The 12,563-nt window shown below is 37.7% G+C and carries 14 protein-coding genes; 7 read left to right on the top strand and 7 right to left on the bottom strand.

The genetic code is table 11. The features are described from left to right. Positions 1-5: 5 nt before the first annotated feature. From D1B32_RS14485 to D1B32_RS14475, 3 genes are all read left to right on the top strand, one after another. A complete protein-coding gene (locus D1B32_RS14485; RefSeq protein WP_095311841.1) occupies positions 6-611 on the top strand; it encodes a PepSY domain-containing protein in 606 nt (201 codons plus the stop codon). A 162-nt stretch (positions 612-773) separates the two neighbouring features. Then, the gene (locus D1B32_RS14480; RefSeq protein WP_095311843.1) at positions 774-1,319 is read left to right on the top strand and encodes a PepSY domain-containing protein; all 546 of its coding nucleotides are present in this window, start codon (positions 774-776) and stop codon (positions 1,317-1,319) included. A 31-nt stretch (positions 1,320-1,350) separates the two neighbouring features. After that, positions 1,351-2,055, top strand: coding sequence for a PepSY domain-containing protein (locus D1B32_RS14475; RefSeq protein WP_095311845.1), 705 nt, complete (start codon positions 1,351-1,353; stop codon positions 2,053-2,055). Between the two features lie 374 nt (positions 2,056-2,429). On the opposite strand, the gene D1B32_RS14470 is transcribed toward D1B32_RS14475, so the two are convergent. The 5 genes from D1B32_RS14470 to D1B32_RS14450 form a co-directional block, all read right to left on the bottom strand. Continuing rightward, positions 2,430-4,001 carry a bifunctional metallophosphatase/5'-nucleotidase gene (locus tag D1B32_RS14470; RefSeq protein WP_118889737.1) on the bottom strand — a complete coding sequence of 524 codons (1,572 nt, stop codon included), beginning with the start codon at positions 3,999-4,001 and terminating at the stop codon, positions 2,430-2,432. A gap of 71 nt (positions 4,002-4,072) precedes the next feature. Further along, positions 4,073-4,873, bottom strand: a complete 801-nt coding sequence (phnE, locus tag D1B32_RS14465) for a phosphonate ABC transporter, permease protein PhnE (RefSeq protein WP_095311852.1) — start codon at positions 4,871-4,873, stop codon at positions 4,073-4,075. Continuing rightward, positions 4,873-5,688, bottom strand: a complete 816-nt coding sequence (gene phnE, locus D1B32_RS14460; protein ID WP_118889736.1) for a phosphonate ABC transporter, permease protein PhnE — start codon at positions 5,686-5,688, stop codon at positions 4,873-4,875. The genes phnE (D1B32_RS14465) and phnE (D1B32_RS14460) overlap by 1 nt, the downstream gene beginning before the upstream one ends. After that, positions 5,685-6,461, bottom strand: coding sequence for a phosphonate ABC transporter ATP-binding protein (gene phnC / locus D1B32_RS14455; RefSeq protein WP_118889735.1), 777 nt, complete (start codon positions 6,459-6,461; stop codon positions 5,685-5,687). The genes phnE (D1B32_RS14460) and phnC overlap by 4 nt, the downstream gene beginning before the upstream one ends. A gap of 131 nt (positions 6,462-6,592) precedes the next feature. Then, positions 6,593-7,546 carry a phosphate/phosphite/phosphonate ABC transporter substrate-binding protein gene (locus D1B32_RS14450; RefSeq protein WP_118889734.1) on the bottom strand — a complete coding sequence of 318 codons (954 nt, stop codon included), beginning with the start codon at positions 7,544-7,546 and terminating at the stop codon, positions 6,593-6,595. A 324-nt stretch (positions 7,547-7,870) separates the two neighbouring features. Here D1B32_RS14450 and D1B32_RS14445 point away from each other — a divergent pair, with 324 nt between their 5' ends. The 4 genes from D1B32_RS14445 (at position 7,871) to D1B32_RS14430 (ending at position 10,211) form a co-directional block, all read left to right on the top strand. Then, entirely contained in the window at positions 7,871-8,326 is a 456-nt protein-coding gene (locus D1B32_RS14445) for a MarR family winged helix-turn-helix transcriptional regulator (protein ID WP_240033798.1), read from the top strand. Between the two features lie 232 nt (positions 8,327-8,558). After that, a complete protein-coding gene (locus tag D1B32_RS14440) occupies positions 8,559-8,840 on the top strand; it encodes a glutaredoxin family protein (protein ID WP_118889733.1) in 282 nt (93 codons plus the stop codon). Between the two features lie 87 nt (positions 8,841-8,927). Beyond that, the gene (locus D1B32_RS14435; protein WP_095311862.1) at positions 8,928-9,356 is read left to right on the top strand and encodes a YppG family protein; all 429 of its coding nucleotides are present in this window, start codon (positions 8,928-8,930) and stop codon (positions 9,354-9,356) included. 138 nt (positions 9,357-9,494) lie between these two features. Further along, positions 9,495-10,211, top strand: a complete 717-nt coding sequence (locus tag D1B32_RS14430) for an alpha/beta hydrolase (protein ID WP_095311864.1) — start codon at positions 9,495-9,497, stop codon at positions 10,209-10,211. Between the two features lie 155 nt (positions 10,212-10,366). Here the strand turns inward: D1B32_RS14430 and D1B32_RS14425 are convergent, their stop codons facing one another. Both D1B32_RS14425 and D1B32_RS14420 read right to left on the bottom strand, forming a co-directional pair. Further along, a complete protein-coding gene (locus D1B32_RS14425) occupies positions 10,367-11,221 on the bottom strand; it encodes a DegV family protein (RefSeq protein WP_118889771.1) in 855 nt (284 codons plus the stop codon). 103 nt (positions 11,222-11,324) lie between these two features. After that, positions 11,325-12,236: a DMT family transporter gene (locus tag D1B32_RS14420; protein WP_095311866.1), complete on the bottom strand. Its 912-nt coding sequence runs from the start codon at positions 12,234-12,236 to the stop codon at positions 11,325-11,327. Between the last annotated feature and the right edge of the window lie 327 nt (positions 12,237-12,563).

The raw sequence follows: 12,563 nt of genomic DNA, 5'->3' as shown, positions 1-12,563 counted from the left end.
AATCTATGAGAAAAAAGCTAATTATTGCTGGAGTCTGTCTCGTTGGAGTCCTTGCTTTAGGGTTTGGTATCTATCAATCGGGTGCTTCATCCTCCGAGCCAGAGTTGTCGAAGGAAGAAGTTGAAAATCTTGTTCAAGAGCAATATCCAGGAACAATTACAACAACGGATCTAGAAAAGAATGAAGATGGGGCAATTTATAAAGTTAGAATTGAAAGCAAAGGAAATAACTATGCTGTTACATTAGATGGAAATACTGGTGAAGTGACTGACTTAGAAATATTAGGTGAAGCAACAACTGAAAGCAGCGAACAAAATGATAATAATCAAGCAGAAGAGAACGATTCTAATAAAGAACCAAGCACAAACGAACCTGGACAAACGGAAGAGAAAAAGGAAAACGGTGCATCCAATGCAATGCTAAGTCAAGATGCAGCTAAAGAAATTGCGCTTAAAGAATTTGCTGGAACTGTCGTAGATTTAGAGCTAGATGAGGATGACGGAAGAAAAATTTATGAAATAGAAATCGAGAACGGAGAAGATGAGGCAACGGTCGAAATCGATGCCTACACAGGGGAGATTTTGGTCTTAGACATTGATATCGATGATTAAGATACAGACTGGCAGCGATTGAACGCTGTCAGTTTTTTTTAGTGGAAAAGTCTTCTGATAAAAACTTTATTTTTTTCTCATCAAATTCTAATCTTATTCACAGTGCACTTTCATTCCACCTGTTTAAGATAAAGGTAACAAGAAAACAAGGAGGAATTACAAATGAAAAAGAAATTAGGTATTGCAATTGGTACTGTAACAGCGGCAGCAGTTATTGGGATGGGGGTCTATCATTCAGATGCAGCACAAGCAAACCCAACTTTATCTTCGGAAGAAATTAGTGATCTGATTCAAAATCAATATCCAGGAACGGTTACAGAGTTGGAAGTTGATAAGAAAGGTAATAAAACTGTATATGAGGTAGAAATTGAAGGTGATGGTGTAGAATATGAATTGAAATTAGATGGCGATACAGGTGAAGTTCTAAATGAAAAGCACAAAGAAACAAATTTCAACAAAAAGAATGAAAGTGAAACTACAGCTGCACAGAATAAATCCGTTGAGAATTTAATCGGAGATCAAAAAGCAAGAGAAATTGCATTGAAGGAATTCGATGGAACAATCAAAGAGTTTGAGCTGGATGAGGATGACGGACGTTACGTGTATGAGATGGAAGTAAGAAATGGCGATAAAGAGGCTGAATTTGAAATTGATGCATTAACCGGAGAAATTTTAGAAATGGAAATTGATACCGAAGACGACGACTGATAAAGTCGTTCTGAAAAAAGGGGGGGCCTAAATGAGAAAGAAGCTTATTATATTGCTAGGTGCGATCATCACGGTTACAATCCTGGGGCTTGGCATTTCACACTCGCTTATTGTAAAAGCCGAGCCTAATCTTACCAGAAAAGATGTCATGACACAGGTGGACGATCAATATCCAGGGAAAATTACGGAAGTAGGGTTGGATGATGAGTCAAAAAATCCCGTTTATAAAGTCAATCTAGAAATTGATAGTCAAAAATATAATCTGTTAATTGATGGAAATACTGGTGAGGTATTGGATTTAACGGAAAAGTCGAAAGCAAATAAACAAGAGGCTGATCAAGAAGTTAAACCAACCGCAAATAAGCAGGAAAAACAAGATGAAAATGAAATCACTATAAAAGAAAAACAACCTTTAAACCAACTGAACAGTGACAAGAGTGAAGATTCAAAATCTGAAGCTGGAAAAGCAGCTGTAAAGTCAACTAATGATGAAACGAATAATTCTGAGCCTAAATCGAAGCAACAGCAGGCAAAAAAAGCAGTAATTGGAACGAATAAAGCGCGAAGTATTGCATTAGCTGAATTTTCAGGAACGATAGAAGGAATTGAACTCGACGATGATGATGATCGGCTTATCTATGAAGTAGAAATAGCAGATGGAGACAATGAGGCAGAGATAGAGATCGATGCATATACAGGAGAAATTCTGTTTATGGATTTAGAAATTGATGATTGATGCAAGGAGCGCCTGCCTTTAGGTCAGGCGCTTTGCATTTTATTTCAATTAGATCCTACATACTGAAATAAAGCACCATTCGACCTCGTTATAGCACCAAACGCCGAAATAAAGCACCATCGTCCCTCGCTAAAGCACCAAACGCTAAAATAAAGCACCATCGTCCCTCGTTATAGCACCAAACACTAAAATAAAGCACCATCGTCCCTCGTTATAGCACCAAACACTAAAATAAAGCACCATCGTCCCTCGCTAAAGCACCAAACGCCGAAATAAAGCTCCATCCCACCTCGCTATAGCACCACTCTCCGAATCGAACCACCCTAAACAGAGCTAGTTTCTCATCCCCTATACACCTGATCACCTCGAGATAGTTATACAATCACACGAAAGTTATTCTTCACGGTTGCTTGCACGGTTTTATGCTTTTCAAAGTATGCTCGTATCAACTCAACGGTATCCTTTTGAATTTCTTGAATAACGGGCTTATTTTTAAACATGTCGTAATTCCCTCCACCAGAAGCACGATAATTATTTAATACAACCTGATACGTCTTACTGTGATCAAGCGGTTTACCATGATAGGTGACAGCAGTTACACGTGAACCGACTGGATTAGAGGCATGAATGGTGTAATTTATTCCCTCCCACATATCATAGTTGTAATGCTGCGGCTTCGGGTCAATATAACTTGGATTAACGGCTAGTTTATTGTCTAAAACAGTGAAGTATTCGGCGCTTTTTTCCAAGGCAGCTTTAATTGCTTCACCAGTCAATTCAAGAACGACAAGTGTGTTTGGATACATGTAGTTTGATACGATATCTCGCATGGTGACAACAGGTTTAAAGCCAGTTGATGCATTATTAAGAAGTGACGTAACTGAAATATCAACACCACTTTCCGCCATTTGTACATCCTGAATAAATTGGATAAATGGATGTTTTTTAACTCGTGCGTCAAATGAAGAGGTGATTGTCATATCCCCTTCAATGGATCCGATCGGCTGATCCAGCCACTGCTGTGTCGATGCCTCCATTTCCTGCATATAATCGATTATATCTGTGTTTGATTCCGTGTTTTCGAATGTATGAAGAGTGCCTCTCTTTTCGATAATCTTCCATTTTCCATTCTTTTTTTCTAGATCGATGTGAACTTCTCCATATACTTGTCCATTATTACCAGGCTGTAGAATTAGTATGTCATGAAGCATATCGTTTAATTGACGATGCTGATGCCCTGTTAAAAGAACATCAATCCCTTTAATTTGTTCGCACATTTGATATGCTTGGTTCTCCCCTGTGAAAGGCTCCGTTGGTTCACCAGTTTCTAAATCCCGCTCAAATCCGCCATGGTAAGAAGCAATGAGCACATCTGGATCTTCAACATCTCGAATCTTCTTAACCCAACCTTCTAAAGTGGTAAATGCATCTTGGAATTGAATCCCTCTAATATGTGCCGGTGCTTCCCAATTAGGGATAAAATGGGTTGTGACACCAACAATGGCAACTTTAATCCCGTTTTTCATCGTTTTTATAATATACGGAGGACCAAACTTCGGTTCCTTTGTTTCTTTATCCAAAATGTTTGCCGATACCCATGGAAAGCTAGATTGGTTGACTGCATCTGTTAGTATTTTTTCTCCAAAATTAAATTCATGGTTACCAACCACAGCAGCATCAATACCAATTCGATTCATAATTCCAATCATCGGATTCTCATGATGTTGATGTTTCTTTACATAATGTGTCATTAACGGTGTGCCTTGAATAAGATCTCCATTATCAACTACGATTAAGTTTTCTTCTTGTTGCCGAATTTGTTTCACAATGGTGGCATATTTGGCTAAACCAATTGGAGCTTCCTCATTTGTTCCATACAAAATAGGCATTGCGTTGCCGTGAATATCACTTGTGTAGAGCAGTGTGATTGATGATTGCGTATGCAAAATAAAACATCCTTCCTACAGTAAAGATGTCCCAAAGGAAACCTTAGGGACATCGTAATTGTTATAACGTCTTAAACAATTTTACGTCTGATTCTTGCCGAAGCAAAGTCGATGATTGTGACGACAATGATAATCGCAAGTAAAATCGTACCCATTTCATTCCAGTTTCGGTTGCTGGATGCAAAGATAATCATGGTACCTATACCGCCCGCTCCTACGATGCCGAGAATGGAAGAGGCTCGAATATCTACCTCAAATCGATAGATAGCATAGGACAAGAATTCCGGTGTAATCTGCGGAAGCACTCCGTAAAATAGAATTTGCAGTTTGTTCGCACCACTTGCTTCCATTGCTTCAACAACATTCATATCTATGGATTCAATAATCTCCGAGAACATCTTTCCTAGCATCCCAGTCGAGCCAATTGCAATGGCTAGAACCCCAGCGAATGCATTTGGTCCTACAGCTACAACGAATAGGATCGCTAAAATGATGTCTGGAAATGCACGAACAGCAGAGAGTATCCATTTCCCGATTGTTGAAGCAATGACGCCGCCCATCATATTACGGGCAGCAAGGAATGCCAATGGAACAGCAATAACGGCTGCCATTAAAGACCCTGCAAATGCAATAAATACGGTTTCGAGCATGCTCATTGCTACATCACTAGTCGCCGCCCAATCCGGGCTGAACAATCTTGGTATCACGCGAGAGAAGTTATTTGCTGCACGTTCGATGGCACGTCCCCAATCAATATTAATACTGAGAAATGTCCATACATACATCGCGACGACTAGTATTGTGATACCGATATTTCTAATCTTTTTAAAAGCTGAATTTTTTGGTTTTGGAGGTAAAGAATAATGTTTCATTACAGCAATGCCTCCCTTATTTTCGTACTAATATATTCAATAACAATGACAACTACAAAGATAAGAATGATAATCATCATGGCATTTGGGTAATTATAAAAGCCCAGTTGCTGGTTTAATATTAAACCAATCCCACCCGCACCAACTAATCCCAGTACAACAGAAGCACGAATATTAATTTCAAAAACGTAAAGCACTAATGAAGTAAACTGTGGCAGCACTTGCGGAATTAATGCATACCAAATAACCTGTAATACGTTCCCGCCAGATGCTCGCATTGCTTCCAATGGATTCATGTCCACCGATTCAATTGTCTCACTTATTAACTTTGCTAATATCCCTAATGAGAAAATGATAAGGGCTAAAATTCCAGGAAATAACCCAATTCCAAATAGACCAACAAAGATAACAGCCAATACTAAATCAGGTATCGTCCGCAATAAATTTAAAAATGTTCGAGTAATGTAATATAATGGCTTAAATGTCGTAACATTTTGTGCCGCTAAAAGAGCGAGTGGAACCGTAAGAATTGCGGCAACGGTTGTAGCAATAATTGCCATTTGAATGGTTTCTACCATTGGTCCCCAAATAGCTGATATGACGGCTGTATTTGGCGGGAAAAACTTTTCAATAACTTGAAATACATTTTGAAATGCACCGCTAAAACCACCGACCATTTGCTGCTGGGTCCAAGTCATGCTAAATAAATAGATACCAAGCACAACAAAAAATATAACGGTTACTTGTATTTTTGTTTTAGCTGGATAGATGGATGGTACTTTTTTGGTAGTCACAGAATTGTTTTCGTTTGTCACGATTCGTCTGCCCCCCCACGCAAGTCATCCTCACGTATCGAACGTCCATAAATTTCCTCGAATGTGCTTTCTGAAACTTCAGAAACAGGCCCGTCAAATACAACCTCTCCTGCCCGCATTCCAATAATTCGATCAGCATATTCCATTGCCATATCAATAAAGTGCAGGTTAACAATTGTTGTAATATTATCTTCTTTATTGATTTTCTTTAAATAGGTCATGACTTGATGGGATGTTGGTGGATCAAGTGATGCAACAGGCTCGTCTGCTAAAATGTACTTTGGTTGTTGAGTAAGTACTCTGGCAATACTGACACGCTGTTGCTGACCACCACTTAACTCATCGGCTCGATTGTAAATTTTCTCTGCAATATTTACACGCTGAAGGCTTTCGTATGCTAAGCCAACATCTTCTTTTTTATGCAAATTGAAAATAGATCGTAATGTACTTGTATGACCAAGGCGGCCAGCTAGCACATTTTTAAGTACATTCGAACGCTTAACTAAATTGTAGTTTTGGAAAATCATCCCTGTTTTTGTACGGAGTTTTCTCATATCAGAACCGCGGTACTTCAGGATGTCCTCGTTATCAACGAGAAGGGAACCAGATGTTGGTGTAACCAAACGGTTAATGCTGCGGATAAACGTGGACTTACCGGCTCCAGATAAACCTACAATAACAACAAACTCACCATCGTTAATTGTAACGTTAATCTTTTTTAATCCCTCTGTACCGTTTGGGTACACAAGGCCAACGTCTTTAAATTCGATCATCGTATGTATTTCCTCCAATATAAATAAAGTGAAGCTTGTACAAGCTTATTGCTAGTATACTAGATTTTAAAATAAAAGTATTATGAAATGTGAAAAAAGGAGGAGCTGCAACTCCCCCCCCTTCCTCTAGCTTAAAGTTCAATATTATCTTTGAATTTTTGGTACGTATCTTTTACAACCTGATATTCTTCGTCCGTTGCTTCGTCAATTTCATCCCAGTTGTATACTTCGTTCATAATTTCAATCATTTCTGGATCATCGTTAAATGATAAGAATGTGTCTTTAATTTTTTGCACAAATTCTGCGTCCAAATCTTTTGTCACGGAAATTGTGTCATTTGGTATTTCATCTGTATAATCAATAATAGTTAAATCTTCCATTACAGTTGGATATTCTTCCTCAAGCTCAGTACGTACATCGTCAAATGTAGTTGCAACGTCTGCATCACCTTCTAACACAGCAATTGCAGCATTATCATGGCCACCACTTTGGACTGTAGCACTGAAGAAATCACTTTCTAATTCAGTTGCAGTATCATAACCGAATTCTTCCATTAATTGATTGGCAGGGAATAGGTATCCAGATGTAGACCCTTGATCAGCGTATGCCCAAATTTTTCCTTCTAAATCTTCAAGACTCTCAATGCCAGAATCTGTATGAACTACATATTGTGCTTTATACGTACCTGCTCCGTAGCGAATGGATTTTAGAATAACTTCAACATCATATTGCTCGTTAGCTAGAACATAACCGAACGCAGGAATAAAGCCAATGTGTACTTGGTTCGCTCCCATTGCTTCAACTAAAGCGTTATAGTTCGTCATAACTTCGCCTTGAACTTCAATCCCTAATTCTTCACCTAAACGCTCTGCTAATGGTTCAACTGTATTAGCAATGGTATCTGAGTCCTGTGATGGTACAAATCCCATAACCAATGTATCTGGAATCATACCTTCACTGCTTGCTGAATCATCACCGTTGCTGTTCGAAGATTCTTCACCTGAATCTGAATCGTCTGACCCGCCGCAGGCTGCTAATACTAGTGCTAATGCGAGAACAAGCAACAAGCTATAAAGTTTTTTCATGTAGACCCTCCTATGTATTGTAAAAATTGTGTTACATTTCTATTAAATAGTATTCTTATATAAAAAGCTAGTCATATTTTGGAATTTTACACATTATTTACAAAGCTTTAGTCCTATATTTTCGAAATATTAATTCATTAAAATGTAAGCAATTAAGTGTGGTGAAAGTTCAGACTTTTAATTATTGTTTTGAAACATTAATGGGCTAAAGTTCGTATAGATAGAGCCGATAAGAAATAGAGGACATCAACTGAATGAAAAAGTTGTATGTAATATAGATACTGTGTGAGTAGATAATTAAGATAACGAGAGAAGGGGACTGTCTTGACAGAGGAAACATTAATAGTGAAGAAACAAGATTCTTCACTGAAGCTTTTTGTTGTATTAGCAAAGGCATATCGAGCTATTATAGAACAAGCTGAAATGGATATTAAATCAAAAGGTTTGAACTTAACGGATTTTGCTGTATTAGAGCTGCTTTTTCATCGAGGAAAACAACCAATGCAAAAAATTGGGGATAAGATTCTAATGACGAGTGGCAGTATAACATATATCGTTAATAAGCTTGAGAAAAAGGGGTATCTCGTTCGAGAGGCCAGTCCTAATGATAGACGTGTAACATATGCAAGTATAAGTGATCAAGGCAAAGAATTATTAAACAGTATTTTTCCGGCACATTGGGAGAAACTTAAAACGATTATGAATGGTTTAAATGATGAGGAAAAAGACACTGCAATAGAGTTGTTAAAGAAGCTGGGAACCACAGTTAAGAAAATTTGATACTGTACTTGAACAATGAATCTCAATTAGTCATCTGATTAAGAGATTCTTTTTATATTTGAAATAACCTTTTTCCTTACTAAAATGCAATTACAAGCATGTTGTGAAGCAACGTTTTCTAGTAATATGATTGTTAAATTTCGCAAATGTTTTGGTTTATTGGAAGCCGTCACTGGGTATAAAAGTAGTATGGTAAATACTTGTTTAGGCAAATTTTCAGGAGGAATCATTAATGCGTTATTCACATGTTACGGTATATATTAGTGACAATAATTTGAAGTGCGATAAGGTGCTATCATTGCTGGATAAATATAATATCTCCTATGAAAAGAAAAGTATAACAGCTAATCACGCGAATATGGAGGAACTTCAGGGGATGGGGGTCTATGGAACTCCAGCTACATTTATTGATGAAAACGATCCTATCCTTGGATATCAAGAAAGTAAAATCAAAAATGAATTAGGTATAAGTGATGATAATTCCGAATTTGGATCAAAAATCAAACGGTTTTAGAGAATAGCTGGCCATGTCATCTACACACTTTTTCACAATCGAGCATAAATTATTGTAAATAGGAAAACGAAAAAGAGGTGTGTACGAATGCACTATCGACCTTACAATCAACCACATTATTCCCCTCCAGTTAATCATAATCTGTACCCATATCACACATCCTATTCGAATCAGAACTGGAGCGGAGCGGAACAGCATCAAACTCCATATGACTTTTTTGCAAAGCCTGAGCTACCAAGTCAGTGGACTAATCAGGTCCAAACGAATGCGGAATTTGCGGATTCTGGAAGTAATCCTAATATGAATCCAAATGCCAATCATGATCCTAATTTTATGCAAAACATAAATGGTAATCCAGGACAGTCTGCAGCAAATCCGATGTCCTATTTCCAAAATGGAAATGGGCAGCTTGATTTTGACAAAATTATATCCACTGTAGGACAGATTGCAAGCACGTATCATCAAGTTTCTCCAATTGTACAGCAATTCAGTTCTCTAATTAAGAATATAAGGTAAGAGGTTGCGCGATAAGTGGATAATTATGGAGTAAAAGGGAATGAAATGTGAGCAAAAAGGAAGCAAAAACAAATAGAATATGAAAAAATTGAATAAGATATAGATAAGGGTGGGAGAGTGACCAAAGGAGAGCAGCATATGATTGGATGTTTAATAATACATGGATATACTGGCGGTCCTTACGAGGTTAATCCATTGGCTGATTTTCTAAAGGAAAATACAGACTGGCATATTGAGGTTCCAACATTACCAGGACATGGAAAAGAACTAAACTTAGAAGATGTTTCTTATAAAAAATGGATAATGGCTGCAGAAACAGAGCTGGAAAAACTGCAAAGTAAGTATGAAGAAATTTATGTAATTGGTTTTTCCATGGGTGGAATGATTGCTGCTTATTTGGCGGCTAAATATAAAATTGATAAGCTCGTCCTATTAGCGACATCTGGGAAATATTTAAATTTTAGACAGATCGGATTAGACATAGCGGAAGTTATTGTTGATGGGGTAAGAGGAACTTTAGGGGAAAATAAACTTTACCAGCATTATAAAGAAAAAATAGGAACTGTTCCTTTTAAAGCCAATCTTGAATTCATGAAGCTTGTTCGGTTTACGCGCCGTTATCTAGATAAGGTTGATTCACCGGTACTTATTGCACATGGACAACAGGATGGAATGGTGCCTTATAAAACAGGCTATTATTTAGATAAAGAAATCCACTCGGAAGAAAAGGAAGTTGTTTTTTTTGAACGATCCAGACATTTGATATGCCTTGGAGATGATAAGGACACGTTAAATGGTATGGTTTATGACTTTCTAGTAGAGAAAACAGAACAAAAAGAGGAAGCGCCCGGTTAGCGACGTACGGAGGTGAGGGCAGTCTCGCTAGTCGTTGGGCGCTGGAGCTAGACGTTGCTGATTGGCATCTAAGTTATCCACTGCAATCAAATTTTATAGTTTTCTATGCGAGAACAAAAGCCTACTCCCTAAAGACGTTAGGGGGTAGGCTTTTATTAATCTCTAAAAAAGGCAATTACAAGTGCTCCTTCTCCACCATATGTGGAAATAAGAGGTCCAGTTTCTGTTAAATAAGCATCCTTGAAATTATATTTATTACGTATATTTGCTAACACATCCGTAGCTCGTTCGATGTCATTACAATGTGTCATAGAAATAAGTTTGTCTTCTACATGCTTTGTATATTCTCCGATTTGATCAACAAATCGCCGGATCGATTTTTTATCACCACGGATTTTCTCTGTCACTTCAATTGAGCCCTCACTGCTTGCACGCATTAACAATTTAATGTTTAATGTTTTAGCAATTTTACCTTTCACTTTATCGAGTCGTCCCCCTAGTACGAGGTTTTCTAACGTTTTTAAAATAAATAGAGTTGTCGTTTGCTCGACACGTTTCTGAAGGTGATTCGCTAGTTGTTCATAGGAGTATCCTTCGCTTAGTTTAACCTTTGCTTCATGAAGCAATAGTGCGATACCACAAGAAGCAGTTTTTGTATTGATTACTTCAATTTTTCTTTCCGGTTCTTCTTCAAGAAGCATTTCTTTTCCAAGCAGTGCATGATCATACGTACTGCTAAGCTCCTTGGAAAGACTCAACATAATAATTGGCTTCGCCGGATCCACTGCTTTATATGCTTCATAAAAGTCATTTGGACTTGGAGCGGCAGAGCGGGGAAGTTCCTTTAAATCTTTAACCTTTTGATAATAACCTGCTATATCTAATGTTATCCCGCTTTTATAGTGACCATCACTAAAGTGTAAGTACAATGGAACAATTTTAATATTTAAAGAATCATGTAAGCGCCCAGGAATATCAGCGCCACCGTCTGTCATTAGTTGAATCGTCATAAATTCACCCGCTTTATTATTAATAAGTTTTAGTATATCAGCATTTTGCGGAATAGGTATGGTTGAATTCCGAACGATATCCGACAATGCAATACTTTCCTAGTTACTGGTTGTTTTTCGTTGCTATCGTAACCTTTGTTTTTCTGGACGTGCTTACGATGAATAAAAACAGTCCAACTATAACAATGGTACCACCGAGAAATTGAGACCATGTAATTGTCTCGTTTAAGACAAGATATGCAAGAATAGTCGCCCCGATAGGCTCAAGCACAATCCCCATCGAGATGGTAGAGGTACTTACCCACTTTAATGCCCAATTGAATAAGCTATGCCCAAAGAATGTAGGGATAATCGCCAAAGCAATGAATGCCCACCAATGGTCCTGTGGATACCCAAAAAAGGAATTCCCTAGCACGATATTATAAAGAATTAACACGATGGAGCTAATGGCATAAACAATAAAGGTATAGGTGATAAGGGATAGGTGTTGTCTTGCGCTTTGACCAAATAGGAAATAAACAGTTACTGCGATTGCACCTAAGAGTGCAAGTATATCTCCGAACAATGCCATTCCGCCTAGTTGAAAATCTCCCCATCCAATAATGAAACTTCCAAAGAGAGCGATTATCAAACTTATAACCGCACCGTAGGAAAATCTTTCTTGAAAAAGTAAATATGTCCCAAGAAATGCGAAAATCGGCTGCATCGTTACAAGAACGACTGAGCTTGCTACTGAGGTATAATTCAACGATTCAAACCAAAGAATAAAGTGAAGTGCTAAAAAGATTCCCGCCAAAATAGAAAATAACCAATTTTTCTTAGAGATCAGCCGAAATTCATATCTATATTTCGATAAAACAATTGGTAACATGATAAGTACAGCAAACAGCAATCTATAATTTGCGATAATACCAGCAGGGGCGCTATTTGCAAGCTTTACTAGTACAGCTGAGGTAGAAACAGCCAGGACACCAATAGCAACTGCTGCATATGGGTTGAATGGAGGAAGTCGCATAAAAAACATCCTTTGCAAGTTCATTTGGCCAATCAATTTAAAGTTAGCCATGTATTTTAAAAAAAGAGGAAAGTGGTTTATAGGGTAAGCAAGGATAAAACAGAATAATACACTGTTCCATTCTAATTCCCAAATTATCCATTTTTATAAACTATAGTTTTTTATTAGAATACGAAGTGAAGCCGTACTTTCAATTTTAACATGGGAAATGAAAAAAATCATTTGGTGTGAAGTAGATATAAATGCATCATATGTGGTATGATAGTTGAAGCATTAGTTTCGAGGCCTCTTACCCACGTTAGGTGAAGCCTTTTTTGTACTTTAATA

Origin of the sequence: Oceanobacillus profundus (assembly GCF_003515705.1) — a bacterium.
Taxonomy (GTDB): domain Bacteria; phylum Bacillota; class Bacilli; order Bacillales; family Amphibacillaceae; genus Oceanobacillus; species Oceanobacillus profundus.
This window is presented reverse-complemented; position numbering and strand designations above follow the sequence as displayed.